Raw genomic sequence first — 19,647 nt, forward strand, 5'->3', positions numbered from 1 at the left:
AGAGGGAAAAGTGAAAAAAGCGCTCCTTTTTGCCACCGGGGTCGATGAGCGCCTCCCCCTTGTCCTTCGGGAGCGCTACCTGGCCCTTCCGGAGAGGGAATTTCTGGGAATCCTCAGAGAAACCGGGTGTTCTGCCTTTGTCCTCCTTGAGACCTGCCAGCGACTTGAGGTGTACGGTACAGTAGAAGAAGAATCCTTCCGGAGAGAGGACCTCCTTCAGCGCCTTTTCCCCCTCCCTGGCCCTTACAGAACCTGTGTGTTTTACCTTGAGAACGCCGATGCTGTTCGGCGTCTCTTTCGAATTGCCGCAGGCCTTGAGTCGGCCCTCCGTGGTGAGGTGCATATCCTGGGGCAGCTGAAGCGAGCCTGGGAGAAGGCTCACCGGAACGGCCACACCAACAAACTCCTGAACGCCCTCTTTCAGGACGCCCTGCGAGTGGGGAAAAAAGTCCGGAGATCCCTCCGTAGAGAACAGGCGTTGAGGTCTTTCGGTTCCCTTGTCGCCGAGGTACTTGAAGAACTTCTGGGCTCCCTTGAGGGGAAAAGCGTCTGTATTCTCGGCTGGGGGACCCTGGGGCGCTCCGTCGCCGGGACACTCCTCTCCCGAAAAGCAGGAACAATCTTCGTCTTTTCGCGGCACCTCCACCACATTCCCCAGGAAAAGCCCTTCGTGGCGATTGCAGAGAAAAGCGTGCTCAAAGAAGTCCTCGCCCAATCCCACGCAGCGGTGTGCACTTCAGGCTCAGCTCGTCATCTCTTTGCCCCTGAAGACCTTGACGAAGCAGCCCTTCCTCAAGTGCTCGTTGACCTTGCTCTTCCCCGAGCTATCGACCCGGCGCTGGCTCAAGGAAAGAAGCTCCTGGACCTTGAGACCTTCCTCAATCTTGCCCGGGAACGAACCCTGCCCTTCGCTCAGGAGTCCGAACACCTCGAAGCATTGATCGCGGAAGAGGTCGAGCGCTTCCTGCGAAAATGGCGAGGCTTCCGGGCTGACCCCATCATCCGGAATATCGCCCGCTGCTTTGAGGAAACCTTTTTAGAAGCAGGAGGAGCAATCATTCAGACCTGCAACCGCGACGAACAGGAGCTACTACTCCTCAAGCACATGGAATGGGTGCGGAGGAAACTCTTCTGCAAAACGGCCGAACAGGTGCGACGGTTCTTTGAGGAGGAAAGATGAAGCAGGTCATTCGTGTCGGTACCCGTGGGAGTATACTGGCCCTCAAACAGACCGAAGAGGTTGTTGCCGCTTTGCAGAATATCCTTCCTTCTGCAGTTATCAAAGTGGTAACGATTCAAACCAGGGGAGATATACGGCACGATTCGACCTTCCCCGGAATCCAAGGAATGTTTGTGAAAGAACTCGAGGAAGCGCTCCTTCAGGGGAGTATCGATATCGCGGTGCACAGCCTTAAGGACCTCCCCACAACTTCTCCCCCGGGACTCACCCTCGCTGCCATTCTCCCCCGAAAGGACCCAAGAGACTGCCTGGTCTCCCAAGGCGGCCAGAAACTCCTGGAGCTCCCTCCGGGAAGTTCTGTTGGCACAGGGAGTCCTCGACGCGCCGTGCAGATTCTCAAGAAGCGACCCGACCTCCACGTTGTACCGCTGCGAGGAAACGTCACCACCCGCATGGCGAGAATGTGGGAAGGCAGAGTGGATGCTCTGGTTCTCGCCTATGCGGGACTTCTGCGCCTTGGGCTTGAAGGAGAGGTAGCGGAGGTCTTCGATCCCTGGAACTTTGTCCCTGCCCCCTCACAGGGCGTTATCGCCTGTGAAACCCGCTGTGGCGAGGGGTGGGAAAAGCTCCTTGCCCCCCTCCACCATCCTGAAACAGCGCAGGCTGTGAGTATCGAGCGGTTGTTCCTTTCTTGCATCGGAGGAGGCTGCCAGAAAGCCATCGGCGCCTTTGCAGAAGTTCAGAATGGGTGGGTACGGCTTGTGGGGATGCTCGAGGGGAGGGTGGGCTGGAGAGAAGGTCCCTTTGCAGCAGGCGAGGCCATAGTTCAAGACCTAGCTCAGGAGCTTGGGGGGAAACGATGAAGGGCAAGGTTTTCCTCACCGGTGCAGGCACAGGAAGTTTTCTCTACCTGACCCAATACGCTCGCTTCCTCCTGGAGAGGGCTGATGTCGTCGTCTACGACCGTCTCATCGACCACCGTATCCTCCAGTACACCCGGGATGGTGCTGAGCTCATTCCCGTCGGGAAGGCTCCCGGAAAGGCCCCGTGCACTCAAGAGGTAATCTGCCAGCTCCTTGCAGAGCGGGCAAAGAAGGGAACAATGGTTCTCCGCCTGAAAGGGGGCGATCCCTTTGTCTTCGGTCGGGGGGGTGAGGAAGCGGTGTACCTTGCAGCGCATGGAGTGCCCTTTGAGGTCGTTCCAGGGGTTTCCTCCGTGCACGTCGCTGCCGCCTGCGCTGGCATCCCCCTGACGTTTCGAGGAAAAAGCCGGTCCTTCCATGTTTTCAGTGGCCATCCTGAAGAGGCCCTGGCATCCCTCCCCTGGGAAGCCATTGCCCGTCTCCCAGGGACCCTGGTGTTCCTTATGGGAGGAACAACCCTCAACACCATTGTCGGGAACCTTCTTGCCTCTGGCAAAGATCCCAAAACCCCTGCATGCCTTGTCATGCAGGCGGGAAGTCCCTTCCAGCGTGTCGTCTCTGGGTCTTTGCTGGACATTACTCAGAAGAAAGTCACCTCGGGTCTGCATAACCCCCTGGTACTCTTCGTTGGAGAGGCGGTGAACTTCCATGGCATCCTCTTCAAGGGGGAATACACTCTCCCTCCCAGGCGGGTGATGGTGGTGGGGAGCACAGAGGTCCTCAGACAATACCAGAGGCTTAGCGACCTTGTGGTGTCCCTCGAAACGCAGGGTATTGTTCTTATCCCTGCCGCACTCCTCCGGGCCATACCGAACCACGAGGTCCTCAACGACCTCAGAGAGCGTTTGAGGCAGTTCGACGCACTCCTTTTCCCAAGCCAGAATGCCGCTTCGGTTGTTTTCGAAGCCCTACCGGACCTCCGCATCCTCCATGGCCTCAAAATATGGGCCATCGGAGCTAAAACGGCCCGGTGGCTCAGAGAACGGGGTATAACCGCAGACTACGTGGCGTCAGGAAGTGCAACCTCGTTTCTTGAGGAAACCCGGGATTTTCCACCACACCGGGTGGCCATCGTGACCTCCGGAAAGGAGGACCACAGATTGCAGAGAGAGTTCTCTAAGAGGGGATGGTTCTGCGAGGTCTTTCCCGCCTACTCCATGGTCTTCCGGACACATCTTTTCCCCTGCATCCAGGAAGAACTCCGCCAGGGACTTGACCTCATCGTCTTTTTGAGTCCCTCAGCCTACGAGGCTTTCTTTGCCGCCACTTCAACGATACCCCCCTGCCCCGTCTGGGCCATCGGCCATACCACCGCATCGTACCTTCTTGAGAAGAACGTCAAGGTATCCCGGGTGGTTTCCACACCCTCTTTAGAAGAAATCTGCGTGGAGGTGCTCCGATGGAGAGAACACCAGGAACCTTTGTGAGGAACCGACGTCTGCGTCGCTTCCCCACACTCCGGACCATGCTTCAGGAAACCCATCTTGTCCTTCAGGATTTCATCTGTCCGTTCTTCGTGGTACAGGGGCAAGGTATCCGGAAGGCCATTCCCCACCTCCCCGAGGTTTTCCTCTTCTCCCCCGATGAACTCCTGAGGGAAGCGGTCACCCTGCACGAAAAGGGGATCCAGGCCGTTCTCCTTTTCGGACGTTCCGAGCGGAAAGACGAGGTAGGAAGCGATGCCTGGAATCCTCACGGAGCGGTCCAGGAAGCCGTCCGGGTACTGAAAAGGGAGCTCCCAACACTCTTTGTGTTCACCGACGTCTGCCTCTGCGCGTACACCACATCAGGACACTGCGGCGTGGTACAGGGGCAACACATAGACAACGACCGCACTCTTGAGCACCTTGCCCGTGTAGCGCTTTCGCACTGCGAAGCCGGAGCCGATGGCATTGCACCCTCAGATATGATGGACGGCCATATTCTTGCTCTTCGAGAGGCTCTGGACCAGGCAGGATTCCAGGAAATCCCTATCATGGCATACAGTGCAAAATTCGCCTCTTCCCTCTATGAACCTTTTCGGGAGGCAGTGGACTCCACACCCCTTTTTGGTGATCGTTCTTCATACCAGCTTCCACCAGCCAACCTTCGCGAAGCCCTCAGGGAGGCACAGACAGACCTTTCCGAAGGAGCAGACATTCTCATGGTGAAACCCGCATTGCCGTACCTCGACGTTCTCCGGGTTTTTCGGGAACGTTTCCTTGTACCGCTTGCCGCCTTCCAGGTGAGCGGGGAATATGCCATGGTGAAGTATGCATCCCTCAATGGAGCCATCGACGAGAAAAAGGTTGCCCTCGAACTCCTTCTCTCCATCAAGAGGGCCGGTGCGGACCTCATCATCTCGTACTTTGCCCCCAAAATGCCCGAATGGCTCAGGGAGGAGTAACGATGGGATGGTATCCTCTTTTCCTCAACCTTGAAGGCAAGCGGTGTCTTGTGGTTGGGGGAGGAAAGGTTGCCACCCGAAAGGCTCTGCCCCTGATAGAGAAAGGGGGTGTGGTGACCGTCGTCGCTCCCCGGGTGAGTGAAATCCTGGAACGTCTCGGAAAGGAAGGCAAAATCACTCTCTGGAAGCGACCTTTCGCCTGGGGTGACCTCGAAGGACAGGACATCGTTTTCGCCGCCACCGACGATCCCGCCCTGAACGCTGCAATCGCCGAAGAGGCTCAAAAACGCAACATCCTGGTCAACGTGAGTAGTTCAAAGGACCAGGGGGACTTCATCACTCCTGCCTGTCTTGAAACCGAAGACCTGCTCCTTGCCCTGTCCACAAAAGGAAAGAACCCTGTGCAATCGGCAACCCTGAAAGCGTGGCTTTGGGAGACCTTCTCCGAGAGCAAGGAGAGAATCCCCAGAGGAAACGCTACCTGCCTCTCCCGGGCACTCCAGCTTTTTCCAGGAGGCGTCAACAGCCCCGTACGGTCCTTCAGAGCTGTGGGGCGATATCCCATCTTTATCCGGTACGGCAAAGGGAGCCATGTGGTGGATGAGGACGGCAAAACCTACCTCGACTGCATCATGTCCTGGGGAGCCCTCATCCTCGGCCATGCCCATCCCCGGGTCGCAAAAGCCCTGGCCGAACAGGTGGCCCTGGGAACGAGCTTCGGAATGAATCACGCTTTCGAGATTCTCCTTGCCGAGAAAATTCGCGAGCACTTCCCATCCATCGAGGCCCTCCGGATGGTGAATTCTGGTACCGAAGCGGTGATGAGCGCCCTACGACTTGCCCGTGCCGCTACGGGACGGAAGAAGGTGCTCAAGTTTGCCGGGTGCTACCACGGACACGTCGATGCTCTTCTTGTCGAGAGCGGTTCGGGAGGACTAACTTTTGGCATTCCTTCCTCTTTGGGTGTCCCCGAAGAATACACCCACCACACCATTGTTGTCCCATACAATGACCTCGAGGCAACACGAAAAGCTTTCGAGGACTTCGGCAAGGAACTTGCCGCGGTCATCGTTGAGCCAGTTGCCGGGAACATGGGCGTGGTGTTACCCCACCCGGAATTCCTTCTCCTTCTCCGTCAGTACACGGAGCGGTACGGCGCACTGCTCATTTTCGATGAAGTCATTACCGGGTTCCGTGTATCCCTTTCAGGATACCAGGGCCTCTGTGGTTTCCGCCCTGACCTCACCATCCTTGGGAAAATCGCAGGAGGTGGACTCCCCTTCGGCGTTTACGGGGGAAAAAGGGAGCTCATGCGCCTTGTGGCTCCTGAAGGAGGAGTGTACCAGGCGGGAACCCTCTCGGGGAATCCCTTAGCCACCCGGGCGGGGTACACCACCATAACCATCCTTGAAGAGGACCCTGCCTTTTACGACGCCCTGGCCGAAAAAACCCGGATGATTACTCAGGGTCTTCAGGAAATCGCTGCCTCCTTCCGCCTTCCCCTCTGTGTGAATGCTGCAACCGGCATGCTCACGCCGTTTTTCACATCTCTGCCGGTGGTGGATACCCAGACCGCCTTCGCCACCGATCGAGGCCTTTACGCCCGCTTTTTCCAGGAGCTTCTTTCCCGGGGCGTCCTTGTGCCTCCTTCGCCTTTCGAGGCCTGGTTCCTCTCGGAAGCGCATACCCCAAAAGACTGCGAACGCCTCCTTGAGGCAGCCGAGGAAGCAATGAGAGCAATGGCCCGGGATCTTTAAGCCCTCTTGATAGCTTCGATTTCCTCCTCGGTGACCTCCCTGCCGAAGCTGCGGAGTCCGGAAACCCGGAATCCGTGCTTCTCTGCAAGAGCCTCAATCTCTTTGACCTTGGCCACTTCCACTTCCTTCCCCAGAGTATAGTCCTCAAAGCGTCCCTCGAGGGTGAGGACCATCGTCTCCGCCATACAGGCGTACGCCTTTCCGGGGGGATATCCGAAGTCCATGCCGAAATCCGGTTCTCCAGGAACGTCCACCACACCTCCCTCGATGACCAGAACATCCCTCCTTGCTCTGGCCACCTCCTCGGCAATGTTCCGAGGACGGGAAACATCGCAGATAACCGCTCTTTTTGCAATCCAGGACGGCTCGATAAGGTTCCCGATGGCCGAGGTCACCGTCAGAATTGCTCGACAGCCCCTAATGCCTTCCTCAACGTCCACGAAACCCAAAACCTCATAGGGGCTTATCTCCGCAACCTCCCGGCGAACTTTCTCAACCCTCTCAGGGTCCCGTCCCACCACCCGTACCCTCCTTCCCCGCTCGGCAAGGATGAGTGCACAGGCCCGTCCGATGGACCCCGTGGCTCCCACCACCGCAACCGTTTCCCTCTCAAGGTCGATGTCGAGCCTCAAGCAAGCAAGCTCAAGGGCAGAAAGGGCCGTGGCAACAGTGTAACTGTTCCCCGTCGTTACCGCAATGCGAAGACCCTTTTTCACCGTGATGCCTCCATCTCCCGCCACAGAAGTAAAGGCTCCAAGACCGATGATTTTTGCACCTTTTTTCTCAGCAAGAAGTCCACAACGACGGATACGGTCAGCCACAAAAGGAAAAGGATATTCAAGGAGTGCCCGGGGCGTCATGGGAAGCCCGATGAACCACCCCTCGATTTCCTTCCCGTTGTACGCTGATCGTACTCCCCGGACGTGCGAAAGAATAAAGGGAGGAATCCGGGAAGCCAGGTATTCCACCCAGGAAGGCGGGAAGGGACGAAGAGGGAATATATGGCGTTTGATGTCTGCCACGTCCATGGCGTGGATGATGAAGGCAAAACTGTCCATACGTTCACTCCTCCCTGACGGCCTTCTTCAAAGCCTCAAGCATCGCAAGGGCGTTTTCCTCCATCTTTTTCTTGAGAAAAGCATGAATGAGGGCCCCCACCAGGGGAATCCCAAGATCATACTCAATCTCAAGCTCCACACGGGTCACAGACGGACTCTCTTCGCGAAACCGCCAGATTCCCTCGTACTTTTTGAAGTCTCCCTCTAGGGTGAAAAAGCGACACTCCTTTTTCGCGTCATCCCAGACATCTTTCTCCTTCCACTTCACTTCCCGCCCCTGGAACCTCCCCTTCCAGAAACTCTCCACCTCCTGCCCCTGGCGGGATAGAACCCTCACCTCCTCGAGATCCGGAAGGAAACGTGCCAGGGCCTCAATGTCCTTCGCCCGATCGTACACCACTTCAACGTTCTCGGGAATATCAAAGGAAACTGTAATCCGCGCCACGCCCGGTTCCCTCCTTTCCTTCACCCACGCACTTCCTGAACAATGGCCTGAACCCCCCGGAGGGCATCGTAGAGCGCCGAAAGGACGGTGTCTATCTCTTCACGGGTTATGGTGAGGGGCGGCTCCAGACGAATGACCCTGGGGTTATTCAGGGTGTAGGCCACGAGAACCTTTCTCTGAGCCATCTCCATAGCAAGAAGCGATGCGGCATCGGCATCGAAGAGCTCCACGCCGATGAGCAGCCCCAGTCCCCGTACTTCTTGGATGATTTCGGGGAATTCTCTCTGGAGTTCCTCAAGTTTCTCAAGGAGATACGCTCCCTTTGCCGCCGCCTGTGCAGGGATGTCCTCCTCCTGAAGTACTTTCAGGGTTTCGATACCGGCGACACAGCTTAAGGGGTTTCCTCCCATGGTGGAACTGTGGATGAGCGGATTGTCCTCAAAGACCTGCCAGATCTCTGCGGTACTCACAAAGGCCCCCAGAGGAACCACTCCTCCTCCCAGTCCCTTGGCCAGGGTCAGAATATCCGGAACTACCCCGTAGTGTTCACAGGCAAACATCTTCCCCGTTCTCCCAAGGCCGGTCTGGACCTCATCAAGAATGAGGAGCGCGCCTTTCCTCGTGCAGATTTCCCGTACCCCCTTGAGGTACTCAGAAGAAGGAAGAATCACCCCACCTTCACCCTGGATAGGCTCGAGAATCACCGCAGCGGTATCCTCGTCCACCGCCCGTTCCATGGCTTTAAGGTCGTTGAAAGGGACCTGCTCTGTCCCAGGAAGCAGGGGCTCGAAGGGTTTTTTGTAGACATCTCTCCCCGAAACGCTCAGAGCACCGAAGGTCTTCCCGTGGAATCCCCCCAGGGCCGAAACGAATTTCTTTCGTTTTGTGTACAGTCGGGCAAGCTTCAGAGCTCCTTCTACCGCTTCGGCACCACTGTTGCAGAAAAAGGAATACTGGAGATTCCCGGGAGTGATGGCCGCAAGCATCTCCGCAAGATCAGCCTGGTGTTTGTTGAAAAGCGTCCGACTCGAGAGGGGGAGGCGTTGGAGCTGTTCAATGACCCGTTCCACCACCCGGGGATGATTCCTCCCGACGTTGAAGACTCCAAATCCTCCGATACAGTCGATGTACGCTTCACCGAAAATGTCAAAAACCTTAGCTCCCTCACCTCTCCACTCCACAGTCGTGAGGTTGGCAAACTTGTAGAGCCTGGCAAGACCTGGATTCAGGTACTTCATGTATTTCTCAATGGTCTCCTCCACAATCCGCCGTTTCTCTTCCACACTCAGGTTTTCCATGAACCCACCTCCCCCAGGGTGACGATTCGCGGTCGTATTTTGAGCTCTCGCAGAAGGGCCAGATACTCTCCAGGCGCAATATCCTCGGGACGCTTCTCAAGCAGAGCCACAAACATCGCCTGCAGGACGTTGGTCCCGAAGGAACGACCTCCCATCTCCGGAGTGGTGGTGACAAGAAGGGCAACTCCCCGGGCTTTCAAATCGTCAACGTCTGCAGGGGTCACGGTGTTGGTGAGCACCATTTTCCCGGGAAGCTTCTCGGGCATGAATCTCCTGATATAGAGGAAATCTCCAGCCACAATGTCTGACTGTTCAAAGGCCCAGGGAAAACGAGGGGTGGTTCTCTCCTGTTCTTTTCCCGTGGGGTAGAGAACATCAATAGGCAGGCGCCGCAGAACGGGCATCATGAGCACCGAGAGAAACCTGAGAGTCCAGAGGCGCCGGAGGAAAATAGGGATTCCCAGGGCAAAGGGCATGTCCCCAATGAGGAGACGGCAACCCACCTGCCACAGCCCCTCGGCAAGGCCGTACCGGTCCATGCCGCTCATAATGAGGGCCGTCCTTCCCCGAAGACGAAAACCCTCCTCTTCGAGGTAACGGGGGACCTCCCGTTCCCAGGTTTCCTTGAGCTCACCCCCATCGACAATGGGGGTTTTCCGAAGCACCGAAACCAGGCGGGCAACGTCCACCACCTCGTACCGGTACTTCCCGGCCCGAAGGTAGAGATCCGCACCTCCAAGACCGAAACAATCAACCTGACCATCGAGCTCCTTGAGAAGCTCCACAAACCTCTTTTTATCCCCATCAACACCAATCCGTTCCACGAGGAAATGGCAGCCCAGAAGCTCAATTTCCACTCGGTGATTCCTCTTTGAAGAACCGAGGCTCACGCTCACGACTCTCTTCTTTTTCATCTCCATCGCCCTCAGGCTTCTCGAAAACTATCGCACCCTCGAGAGTCACACCCGGCTCAAGCGCAGCGCTCTGCACCATCACACACCCCACAACCCGGGCAGTCCTGCGGCACACCATCTTGAAAATCCTGGCAAATCCTCCAATCACTCCCCAGATTTCGGCATCCCGCACCTCGACGAAACCGTCAACCTTTCCCCCTTCAAGAACCACAAGACGGGGACACTGGATGGAACCATCAAATTCTCCTTCTACAATCAGCGTCCCTTCGCTCCTGAAGGACCCCCGGACCCTGGCCCGCTCGCCAACGATGGCCACCTCAGGCTGGTTCTCAGGAACTGTTGAGCTCATGGATGATCCGCAACCCCTCAAGGGTCAGCACCGGGTTGAAAACGTCGATGAAATCACAGTACCGGGCAAGGACCATTCCCCATCCTCCGGTGCCGATGACCCTGGCATGCTCTGCGAATTCCCGTTTCATCCGCTGCACGATTTCCCGGGCAAGACCTATGTACCCAAAGAATACCCCGGCGTGCATGGCTTCAACGGTGTTGCGACCGATACATCGTTCCGGAACCTCTACATCAATCCGGGGGAGCTTGGCGGTTTTCTCGTAAAGTGCTTCACAGGAAATCCCGATACCCGGCGCAATGGCCCCTCCCAGGTACTCCTTCTTCGCCGTCACCGCACAGAAGGTCGTCGCCGTTCCGAAGTCCACGATGACCAGGTCTCCCCCATAGAGGGTAGAAGCAGCCACGGCGTTCACAATCCGGTCGGCCCCCACCTCTTTGGCCTCAGCCCGAATAAAAAGCCCGGTTTTGATCCCAGGACCAACCACAAGGTATGGTGTGTTCCAGAGTCCGCCGAAGAGCTGTCGGAGAGCGTCAAGAACAGGTGGCACGACGCAAGAAATAACAACCCGGAAGAGTTCCTCCTTTGTGACTCCCTGTTCCTCCATAAGCGACCGGAAAACAAAACCCCACTCATCGGCAGTACGGCGTGAAGACGTCGACACCCGCCAGTGAGCAAGGAGCTTTCGATCCCCGTAGACACCGAAGGTCGTGTGGGTGTTCCCGACGTCAATGACGAGAATCGAAATCGAAGTTCACCACCTTCCTGAGCACCCGGATAATGGGGAGGACCACAAGGGCCGAAAGGAGAAGCTCAAGAGTCCCATTGAGGAGGAAAACGGGAATAACCTGCACAAAACGGAAATATCCCATGAGCACCATGAGCCCCAGAACGCCCACGGTGTTCGTCGCTGTCCCGGCAAGGCTTGCCACCACAACCCCGAAATCCCTCTTCCCCAAAAGCTTCCAGACATAAAAGGCCACGACCCCAATGAGGAGCCTTGGTGCAAAGCACGCCAAAAGGTTCCCCAGAAAAAGGTGCATAGTGAAAACTGCCAGGATACATCCCACCAGGGCCCCCACCAAGGGTCCACCCACAATCCCTCCTATTATAGCAGGAATGTGCATAGTTGTGGCATAGGTGGAGAGATTGGGGACAGGAATGAGTCCAAGAGGCGTCAGGCTGAGAACAACGGTAACCGCACCGAGGATACCAGCGAAGAGGAAACGACGGTACTGAACACCCACAGACACCACCTCCGTTCCAGTTCCGGAAGAGATACCAGACGGAAGATAAGAGACCTTCTGCCTCGCTGCCTTTCCGGTCAGCGGCTGCCCAGTTTATTGTACCATACAGGCAGGAATACCCCCGAGCGGAGAAGCCTTTTTCACCGAATTCGTGGTGGCCTCAGTAATGGCGTGGTAAATCCCCTCCACAAGGAGCAGGTAGTTTCTGGGAACTACCTTTCCAAAAGCGACAAGGAAAAGGGTATCCCCATCGTAAAGTGTTCCGAAAGGACGGATACACCCAGCAAGCGCTGAGTGGACCACCGGCACCAGGGAAAGGAGCTCCTCCCGGGAGAGCAGAAGTTCAAAGACCACCACTGCCAGAGTGGTGTTCAGAAAAGGGAACGTCGAAGGAGGTCCCTCTTTCCCGCGGGAACCTGCAAGGCAAACGCCTGAAGCAGGGTCATAGACATTCCCAAGACAGTTCGTCACCACAAACGCCCAAATGGTACCCTCGGGAGTTCTCGCCTCACCCGCCCCAAATCCCCCTTTCATTGCCCAGGGCATCCCGTACATCTTCCCCACCGTAGCTCCTGTTCCCACCCCAACGGTTCCTTCTTTTGTCCTACAGTCTGCCAAAGACGCAGCCTCATACCCCCACTCGGCCTCAGGAAAGGCCACTTCTCCAATCTCGAGGTCATAAATCACCGCCTGGGCGACAATGGGAATACGGGCGACCCTCGTGGCGAAACCTCTCTTCCGCTCCCGGAGAAAGGTCACAACACCTTCGGCGCAGCGAAGCCCCAGGGCACTGCCCCCACTGAGCACAATGGCATCCACACCCTGGACGAGGCGACCTGGAAAAAGAGCGGGGAGTTCGCGACCTCCAGGAGCACCACCGCAAACCGAAGCCACCGCCACGTTGGGAACGTCAAAGAGGAACACCGTACACCCTGTGGCCAGTCGAAAATCTTCCCGGTGTCCGATGCGAAATCCGGAGAACTCCATGGTGCTCAGGAGAGCCTTCTCCCGCAGTAGGGGCAGAGGCGAAAATCATGCGAAACTTTTTTCCCACAGGAGGGACAGACTCCCGCCTCGTGGACTTCTTCTTCGGGCACGTACGAGGCCTTTGCTTTAGCCAATTCCTGCTGCCACGTGGCGACATCCACCATACTGTCGAAATAGATCGTGTGCTCCTTGTCCCACTCGTCGACGTAGCGAACCCCAAGGTAAAGAGGCACCCGGCTCAGTCGGTGGAAACGGAAGAGGCGGGGACCAAACTCGGTGGCAACCATGTCCCTCTCGGGCACGGCTTCGAAACCCTGGATGCGGTGGAGGGGAATGCGGAATACCACCTTCTCAAAGGGCGGGGAGAAACCAAAGATGTTCGGCCCCTTTTCGAAATTCTCAAACCAGAGGCTTTTGGACATGAGGAACAGGAGGCCATCCGTCGCGCTGGCAAAGCGAGGATGGCCTCCGATGTAGCGAGCAAAGCTCGAGAGAAGACGGGTCTCGCCGAACTCCTGTTCTTTTTCCTGCCAGAACTCTGCAACCGAAATCTGGGTACCCCGCCTCCTCGTCCCCCACAAAAGCCCCACAAGGAGCAGGACACCAACGATGAGGAGATAGCCAAAAAAATTCATGATGTCCCCTTGTTCTCAGAAGAAGCACTTGAGCTACCACAAGTTGCACAGCTTGTTGCTGTGCAGGAACTACAACTTGAGCTTGAAGAGGAGCTGCTCGAACGGTAATCAGTGCTGTAGAAGCCGCTGCCCTTGAAAACAAGACCAACGTTTTTACTGAAGAGCCGCTTGACCCTGCCCTTGCAGAATGGGCACTGGGCCACGGGCTTGTCGTGGAATGACTGCCATTCCTCGAAAACCTTCCCGCACTCAGTGCACTGGTACTCGTAGATGGGCATCGCCATCACCCCCATGAACGAGTTGCCCGGTGAGAGCGCTCTCACCGGGCAACTCTCCCTTTTCTATTATACTCCTCAGTACTCTGGTGCAGGCGGTACACTGGACTCTTTCTTTTCGGGAATTTCGGTGATAATGGACTCGGTGGTGAGCATGACGGAGGCGACGCTTGCCGCGTTCTGGAGCGCGGTACGGACAACCTTCACAGGGTCGATGATTCCTGCGGCGAACATGTCCACGAATTCACCAGTAAGGGCGTTGAAGCCCATGTTGGGATTGTCGGCCGCTTTGATCCTCTCCACAATGACCGAACCTTCTTCACCGGCATTTTCGGCAATGAGTTTGGCGGGTTCCTCAAGGGCTTTTTTCACAATCAGTGCACCAATACGCTCGTCGCCATCAAGCTGGAGCTCATCAATGGCCGGGATGCACCGAATCAGTGCCACACCACCACCCGGGACAATACCCTCTTCCACCGCTGCCCGGGTAGCGTGGAGAGCATCTTCAACGCGAGCCTTCTTCTCCTTCATCTCAGCTTCGGTTGCCGCACCAACCCGGATGACCGCCACGCCACCGGCAATCTTAGCAAGACGCTCCTGGAGTTTCTCCCGATCGTAGTCCGAAGTAGTCTCCTCAATCTGCTTCTTAATCTGGTTCATACGGGCAACGATGTTTTCACGCTTTCCGGCACCCTCCACAATGGTGGTATTCTCCTTGTCGATGACGACCTTCCTGGCCTGGCCAAGGTCCTCAATGGTGACGTTCTCAAGTTTAATACCCAGGTCCTCGGAGATGAACCGGCCTCCGGTGACAATGGCGATGTCCTCGAGCATGGCCTTCCGGCGATCACCAAAGCCAGGCGCCTTTACTGCGGCACAGCTCAACACGCCCTTGAGTTTGTTGACGACAAGGGTTGCCAGCGCTTCTCCTTCAACGTCCTCGGCGATGATGAGAAGCGGTCTGCCTCTCTGCACGACTTTTTCAAGGAGTGGCAGAAGATCGCGAACCGAAGAGATCTTCTTTTCATAGATGAGGATGTACGGGTTCTCCAGTACACACTCCATCCGCTCAGGATCGGTGATGAAGTACGGCGAGAGGTACCCACGGTCAAACTGCAACCCTTCAACGACCTCAAGGGTGGTCTCAAGGCCCTTGGCTTCTTCAACGGTGATGACGCCGTCTTTCCCGACCTTCTCCATGGCATCGGCGATGATTTCACCGATGGACATGTCGTTGTTTGCCGCAATAGAAGCAACCTGGGCGATTTCCTTGCGGTCGCTGACTTCCCTGGCCATACTCTTGAGCTTTTTCACCACTGCATCTACAGCCTTGTCAATACCACGCTTGAGAAGCATGGGATTGGAACCTGCGGCGACATTCCGTAAACCTTCGCGGAAGATTGCTTCAGCAAGAACCGTGGCCGTAGTGGTTCCGTCTCCAGCAACATCACTCGTCTTCGAAGCCACTTCCTTGACGAGCTGGGCTCCCACATTCTCATTGGGGTCCTTGAGCTCAATCTCCTTTGCCACCGTGACCCCGTCTTTGGTGATGGTGGGAGACCCGAACTTCTTCTCTATAACCACGTTTCGGCCTTTCGGACCAAGGGTCACCTTCACTGCATCGGCAAGGGTTTTGACACCACGCAGGATTGCCTGTCGTGCTTCTTCCTGGAAGAGAATCTGCTTGGCCATAACCGCCTACCCCCTTTCTCTCTCATTCCTCAATGATTCCCAAGATATCGTCCTCACGCATGATGAGGTATTCTTCTTCGTCAATTTTCACCTCGGTCCCGGCATATTTTCCAAAGAGTACCCGATCACCCTCTTTCACTTCAAGGGGTCTGCGATTACCGTTCTCGTCCACTTTCCCGGTTCCTACTGCAATCACCCGACCTTGCTGTGGTTTCTCCTTTGCCGTGTCAGGAAGGATGATACCCCCTTTGCGCACTTCTTCCTCTTCAACCCGCTTGACCAGAACCCGATCTCCAAGTGGTTTAATCTTCATGGTGCTCACCCCTTTCCTTTGGATGTTTTTCTAACGCGCGACCTCTATTGTACTCCGTTTTCGAAGAATTGCAAGGGGAGGACAATATCAGTCAAGGTCAGTTTTTTGCCAATTTGACCAGGATGTCTCTCCTGTCTTTGCAAATATGACAAAATCCCTTTGAAAACCTTGCCAAAAAGTCAAAAACTTTTTCAAATCTTCTGGGGGGTTTCCTCATCGAGATGGTACTCTGCAATTTTCCGGTAGAGCGTCCGGAGGCTGATGCCGAGTGCCTGGGCAGTTCTGGTCTTGTTAAAACGATGGGCCTTAAGGGTCTCCCGGATGAGGAGCTTTTCCACTTCTTTGAGAGGTGTTCCAAGACGAACACCAATGACCCCCTCACGGAGGAGATTCCCCCTCCGAATGTGCTCGGGAATATCTTCAGGGGTGAGAACATCGCTCTGAGAGAGAATGACCATCCCTTCCAGGGTGTTCTTCAGCTCTACCACGTTTCCCGGCCAATCGTACTCGATGAGGATTTTCAGCGCCTCTCGGTCGATACGGACCGGCCCTCGCCCGGTTTCCTCAGCAATGTCCCGGAGGAACTGGTCCACGAGGAAGGGAATGTCTTCCTTCCGTTCCCGAAGAGGGGGAATTTCGATTTTGATGACGCTCAGGAAGTAGTAGAGGTCATTCCGGAAGGCTCCCTGGGCCACCTTCTCCTCAAGGGGAATCTCTGAGGAGGCGATGATGCGGACATTCCCTCCCCTTCCCCCAAAACGGTGTTCCTCAAGGAACTCTAAAAGCTCTGCCTGAAAAGGTAGGGCAAGGAGGTGAATATCCTCAAAGTACAGGGTCCCTTCCTCAACGCGCGGGATATCCCCCTGGAAAAGCCCCTGAAGCGTTGCCCCACAGAGTACTCTCACAAAGGGTTTCTCTTCTCCGAAGGCATAGCGATGAATTGCCCGGGCTACCATCTCCTTCCCGGTTCCCTGCTCGCCCACAAGGAGTACTGGGCGCTTTACCTGGGACACTTGGAGAATAAGGTTGAAAATCCGCTGCATCTTCTCCGAAACCCCGGTGATTCCAGCAAAGGAAAACCGATGGGTGAACTTCCGTCGCAGATCCTTGTTCTCCTCAAGGAGCGTCAGGTGGTCATCAGCCCGCCGGATGACCGAAAGTATGCGCGAAGGAGTAAAAGGAGGAGAAAGGTACTCGTATACCCCTTTTGCTAAAAGCTCCCGAACCCGGGACGGGTTTTCTTCCCTCCCAGTGACAACGACCACCATATCCGGAAACCTCTGCCGGGCGAAGGCCAGAAGCTCGAAGCTATTCTCACTCAGGACCTCCTCTTCAACGAGCATGATGTCAATCTCTTCTTTTTCCAGACAGTTGAGTGCCAGGCTCCGGTTCCAGACCGCAATAACGTAATATCCTTCGTCGCGCAGGAGATTCTCCCATCGTTCCCGAAGGAGAGCGTCGTCTTCGATGAGCAGTACCTTCCGGGGTAGCTTCATAAAGTCAGCGGGCTTCCCTCCTCTGCAGAACGCTGAGCGCTCAGCGCAACCCGAAGGGCAAGGGTGGCCTCCTCAGCAGTTCCTCGAGCTGGAGGTGTATCTTTTTCCACACACCCCAAGAAATACCGAAGCTCTGCAAGATAGGGGTCCTCGCTCTGTACAACAATCTCCTGTTTCTTCTCCCCTTTTCGGTACAGCACAAGAGGACTAACCTGCTCGCGCTCTTCAATGTTCACCCCGGCACGGAACGACCACTCCAGAACCCCTTCGTCTCCAAGAATCCGGAACCCACAAGTGAAGGGGAAATCTCCCTGCATCATCCATCCTCCCTGGACTGTAGCCAGAGCCCCGCTGTCATACTGAATCTGCGTTGTGATGTGGTCAAGAGATCCTTTTTCCGAGCGAAGACCCCGGGCGAACACCTCTTTTGGCTGTCCCAGGAGCCAGTTCACGTAGTCGAGGTCATGGATGTGGAGGTCGAGAGACGCTCCACCGCTTAGGCGGGGATCGAGAATCCATCCCCCCACCGACCAGACGGGTGTCACCGCAAGACGAAAGGCCTCCACAAAAAGGACCTTCCCGCAGGCACCTCCCTCAAGGAGCTCCTTTGCCTTCACGTACTCACCCCAGAAACGGAGGACATGTCCCACCATAAGGTAGACTCCATTCCTCGTGCAGATGTCCTTCATGGCGAGCGCATCTTCAACCGTCAAGGCGATGGGCTTTTCACAGAAAACGTGCTTCCCCGCATTGGCAGCCATCTCCGTGTACTCCCGATGGAGGAAGGTAGGAAGACAAATATCCACAATGTCGACCACTTCTCTCTCAAGCAACGTACGGAACGAATCGTAGTGAGGAAGGTGGTACTTCTCCTGGAACTCCCGGGCTTTTTCAGGACGAACCTCAAAAAAGGCACACACTTCTGCCCCCTCAATTTTCCGCCACGCTTCCATGTGCACCGAGGCAATGAATCCTGCTCCCAGAATCGCCACACGCTTCACTGTGCGCCACCTCCTCTCTCGATTTCTTCAACTCTCCTGAGGTACTTCTCATATACGCATTTTGGGCGGGGGTCAAAGGCAAGGTACACCTCAAGAAAAAACCCATCCCGGAATTCCCGCTCTTTCCTTGCCGCGAGCAATCCCTCCACAATCTTGGCCTGCGTCTTGAATTCCCGCATTGCTTCCTGGATGCGTTCCTCTGCCCAAGACGGAGCAAGAAGCGCCCGGTTTGCCCGAATACCGAGGTCATCCCCTGCACAGAGGGCATCGTCGAAGGCAAAATCGCTCCACACCGCATACTGGAGGACTGACCGCACCGCAGCACTCTCTCCCCAGTCGGCCATAACCGGATCGCCCACCTGGGGCGTATCAAAGGCACCAACCATGAAAACTGCAGTGTGGTCAAGGTGCTCCCTGTGCCCGTTGGGAAGGACAACCCGGGTGGCCCGGAGACGGCGAAGGAGAGGAATAACCTTCTTTACCGTCCCCTCCTCTCCACCCGTGAGCTTCCACCCAATGAAAGGCCAGACACTGTAGTCATCGTACTCCAGACGGTAAATGCGTTCCGGGAGGATGCCCACCTTTTCATAGGCTCGAGTGGTTTCCCGGGCTCGCAAGGCAGTGATAACGTTTTTGTGCTCGATGACGCTGTATCCCCCCGAGCCGTTGCAGAACACCACGACATACACCTCCCCCCCAAAGAGAGGGACCGCCTGGAGGAGGTACCCTGCCCCAAGGAGCGCGTCATCGTCGTGGGGTGAGAAAATCACCACCCGCTCGTCCCCCTCCTGCCATCCGGGAAAAAGGAGGTTCAAAGAGGAACTCTTCTGGCGCCTCCGGAGGTCAAAGACCACGAATTCTTCCCGTTTCACCGGTATCCCCCCTCTTCAAGAATTCTCTGAAGATACTGAAAGGACCGCTGAACTGCCACATCCACGAAGGAACGGGGATGTTCGAAGCGTCCATCGAATTCGATTTCCACGCTCAGGGGAATGTCTTTTTGACCTTCCCACAGAACCCGGAAAATGGATGGAAAGTCCACCGTCCCATCTCCCAGAGGTGGGAAATCCCATACCTTGTACCCGCCCCGCTTGTCCTTCAGGTGCATGTGGACAACCCAGGGGAGACAGATCCGAAGGTCCTCCTCAGGGCGGGCGTTTCCGTAAAAAAGGACATTGCCCGTATCGTAGTTGATGCCCACATAGGGAAGCCGCATCTCTTCAAGGAGCTCCCGGAGTCTCCTCCCGGAGGAAAAGACATCTCCATGAACCTCAAGCGCCAGAAATACGCCACACCGTTCAGCCTCCCGGGAGAGCCACTCCAAGTGCTTTCTCAGGAGGGCCTTATCCTCCTCCCGATCCACCGTTCCGGTATTGACCACCCTCGCCCCAAGCTCCCGGGCACACCGGAGAGCAGAGACAAGATACGCACATCCTTCTTCCGTAGCCAGGTTGGAATGGGCACTGAGGCTGAGGACAGAAAGCCCAGAATGGGCAAGCTTTTGCCGGAGCTTTCTGAAATCCTCTTCTTTCGCCTGGTCACACCGGAAGTGGAACGTCCAGTCAGGCACACAGGAGAGCTCAACGTACTGGAATCCCGCCCGCGCAATACCCTCAAGGGCCTCCTCGAGAGAAAACCCGTGGTATGTGTTCGTTGAGACGGCAAGCCGCCGAAACATTGGATGCACAACC

21 protein-coding genes are annotated in these 19,647 nt (G+C 56.1%); 5 read left to right on the forward strand and 16 right to left on the reverse strand.

The features are described 5' to 3' along the window. Positions 1–10: 10 nt before the first annotated feature. The 5 genes from ACPT9Q_RS00875 to hemL are packed head-to-tail and all read left to right on the forward strand — an operon-like array spanning position 11 to position 6,246. Positions 11–1,180, forward strand: coding sequence for a hypothetical protein (locus ACPT9Q_RS00875; protein ID WP_427365995.1), 1,170 nt, complete (start codon positions 11–13; stop codon positions 1,178–1,180). Next, positions 1,177–2,043: a hydroxymethylbilane synthase gene (gene hemC / locus ACPT9Q_RS00880; RefSeq protein ID WP_017873016.1), complete on the forward strand. Its 867-nt coding sequence runs from the start codon at positions 1,177–1,179 to the stop codon at positions 2,041–2,043. The genes ACPT9Q_RS00875 and hemC overlap by 4 nt, the downstream gene beginning before the upstream one ends. Further along, on the forward strand, positions 2,040–3,530 hold the full coding sequence (gene cobA, locus ACPT9Q_RS00885) for a uroporphyrinogen-III C-methyltransferase (RefSeq protein WP_427365996.1): 1,491 nt from the start codon (positions 2,040–2,042) through the stop codon (positions 3,528–3,530). The genes hemC and cobA overlap by 4 nt, the downstream gene beginning before the upstream one ends. Further along, entirely contained in the window at positions 3,503–4,489 is a 987-nt protein-coding gene (gene hemB, locus ACPT9Q_RS00890; protein ID WP_427365998.1) for a porphobilinogen synthase, read from the forward strand. The genes cobA and hemB overlap by 28 nt, the downstream gene beginning before the upstream one ends. A 2-nt stretch (positions 4,490–4,491) precedes the next feature. Then, positions 4,492–6,246 carry a glutamate-1-semialdehyde 2,1-aminomutase gene (gene hemL / locus ACPT9Q_RS00895; RefSeq protein WP_427365999.1) on the forward strand — a complete coding sequence of 585 codons (1,755 nt, stop codon included), beginning with the start codon at positions 4,492–4,494 and terminating at the stop codon, positions 6,244–6,246. On the opposite strand, the gene ACPT9Q_RS00900 is transcribed toward hemL, so the two are convergent. The 16 genes from ACPT9Q_RS00900 to ACPT9Q_RS00975 form a co-directional block, all read right to left on the reverse strand. After that, positions 6,243–7,304, reverse strand: a complete 1,062-nt coding sequence (locus tag ACPT9Q_RS00900) for an NAD(P)H-binding protein (RefSeq protein ID WP_427366001.1) — start codon at positions 7,302–7,304, stop codon at positions 6,243–6,245. The two genes, hemL and ACPT9Q_RS00900, sit on opposite strands and share 4 nt — an antisense overlap. A 4-nt stretch (positions 7,305–7,308) precedes the next feature. Beyond that, positions 7,309–7,749: a type II toxin-antitoxin system RatA family toxin gene (locus tag ACPT9Q_RS00905; protein ID WP_427366002.1), complete on the reverse strand. Its 441-nt coding sequence runs from the start codon at positions 7,747–7,749 to the stop codon at positions 7,309–7,311. A gap of 20 nt (positions 7,750–7,769) precedes the next feature. After that, a complete protein-coding gene (locus ACPT9Q_RS00910) occupies positions 7,770–9,047 on the reverse strand; it encodes an aminotransferase class III-fold pyridoxal phosphate-dependent enzyme (protein ID WP_017873830.1) in 1,278 nt (425 codons plus the stop codon). Continuing rightward, positions 9,035–9,904: a quinate 5-dehydrogenase gene (locus ACPT9Q_RS00915; RefSeq protein WP_427366004.1), complete on the reverse strand. Its 870-nt coding sequence runs from the start codon at positions 9,902–9,904 to the stop codon at positions 9,035–9,037. Before ACPT9Q_RS00915 ends, ACPT9Q_RS00910 begins: the two co-directional genes overlap by 13 nt. Beyond that, the gene (locus ACPT9Q_RS00920) at positions 9,894–10,310 is read right to left on the reverse strand and encodes a polymer-forming cytoskeletal protein (RefSeq protein WP_017873828.1); all 417 of its coding nucleotides are present in this window, start codon (positions 10,308–10,310) and stop codon (positions 9,894–9,896) included. The genes ACPT9Q_RS00915 and ACPT9Q_RS00920 overlap by 11 nt, the downstream gene beginning before the upstream one ends. Continuing rightward, a complete protein-coding gene (locus tag ACPT9Q_RS00925; RefSeq protein ID WP_038305295.1) occupies positions 10,291–11,052 on the reverse strand; it encodes a type III pantothenate kinase in 762 nt (253 codons plus the stop codon). The genes ACPT9Q_RS00920 and ACPT9Q_RS00925 overlap by 20 nt, the downstream gene beginning before the upstream one ends. Next, positions 11,039–11,557, reverse strand: coding sequence for an ECF transporter S component (locus ACPT9Q_RS00930; RefSeq protein ID WP_017873826.1), 519 nt, complete (start codon positions 11,555–11,557; stop codon positions 11,039–11,041). The genes ACPT9Q_RS00925 and ACPT9Q_RS00930 overlap by 14 nt, the downstream gene beginning before the upstream one ends. 93 nt (positions 11,558–11,650) lie before the next feature. Continuing rightward, positions 11,651–12,544, reverse strand: coding sequence for a P1 family peptidase (locus ACPT9Q_RS00935; RefSeq protein WP_017873825.1), 894 nt, complete (start codon positions 12,542–12,544; stop codon positions 11,651–11,653). A 5-nt stretch (positions 12,545–12,549) separates the two neighbouring features. Beyond that, entirely contained in the window at positions 12,550–13,179 is a 630-nt protein-coding gene (locus ACPT9Q_RS00940) for a hypothetical protein (RefSeq protein ID WP_427366005.1), read from the reverse strand. After that, positions 13,176–13,502: an FmdB family zinc ribbon protein gene (locus ACPT9Q_RS00945; RefSeq protein WP_427366006.1), complete on the reverse strand. Its 327-nt coding sequence runs from the start codon at positions 13,500–13,502 to the stop codon at positions 13,176–13,178. Before ACPT9Q_RS00945 ends, ACPT9Q_RS00940 begins: the two co-directional genes overlap by 4 nt. 30 nt (positions 13,503–13,532) lie before the next feature. Further along, positions 13,533–15,146: a chaperonin GroEL gene (gene groL, locus ACPT9Q_RS00950; protein ID WP_017872176.1), complete on the reverse strand. Its 1,614-nt coding sequence runs from the start codon at positions 15,144–15,146 to the stop codon at positions 13,533–13,535. A 22-nt stretch (positions 15,147–15,168) separates the two neighbouring features. Further along, on the reverse strand, positions 15,169–15,459 hold the full coding sequence (gene groES / locus ACPT9Q_RS00955; RefSeq protein ID WP_017872177.1) for a co-chaperone GroES: 291 nt from the start codon (positions 15,457–15,459) through the stop codon (positions 15,169–15,171). 191 nt (positions 15,460–15,650) lie between these two features. Then, positions 15,651–16,955 (reverse strand): sigma 54-interacting transcriptional regulator, encoded by a 1,305-nt coding sequence (locus ACPT9Q_RS00960; RefSeq protein WP_017872178.1) that lies wholly within the window; start codon positions 16,953–16,955, stop codon positions 15,651–15,653. After that, on the reverse strand, positions 16,952–17,956 hold the full coding sequence (locus ACPT9Q_RS00965) for a Gfo/Idh/MocA family protein (protein ID WP_427366008.1): 1,005 nt from the start codon (positions 17,954–17,956) through the stop codon (positions 16,952–16,954). The genes ACPT9Q_RS00960 and ACPT9Q_RS00965 overlap by 4 nt, the downstream gene beginning before the upstream one ends. After that, the gene (locus ACPT9Q_RS00970; protein ID WP_017872180.1) at positions 17,953–18,828 is read right to left on the reverse strand and encodes a PIG-L family deacetylase; all 876 of its coding nucleotides are present in this window, start codon (positions 18,826–18,828) and stop codon (positions 17,953–17,955) included. The genes ACPT9Q_RS00965 and ACPT9Q_RS00970 overlap by 4 nt, the downstream gene beginning before the upstream one ends. After that, positions 18,825–19,634 carry a TIM barrel protein gene (locus ACPT9Q_RS00975; protein WP_017872181.1) on the reverse strand — a complete coding sequence of 270 codons (810 nt, stop codon included), beginning with the start codon at positions 19,632–19,634 and terminating at the stop codon, positions 18,825–18,827. Before ACPT9Q_RS00975 ends, ACPT9Q_RS00970 begins: the two co-directional genes overlap by 4 nt. Between the last annotated feature and the right edge of the window lie 13 nt (positions 19,635–19,647).

It is taken from the genome of Candidatus Caldatribacterium saccharofermentans, assembly GCF_050267035.1.
GTDB classification, from domain to species: domain Bacteria; phylum Atribacterota; class Atribacteria; order Atribacterales; family Caldatribacteriaceae; genus Caldatribacterium; species Caldatribacterium saccharofermentans.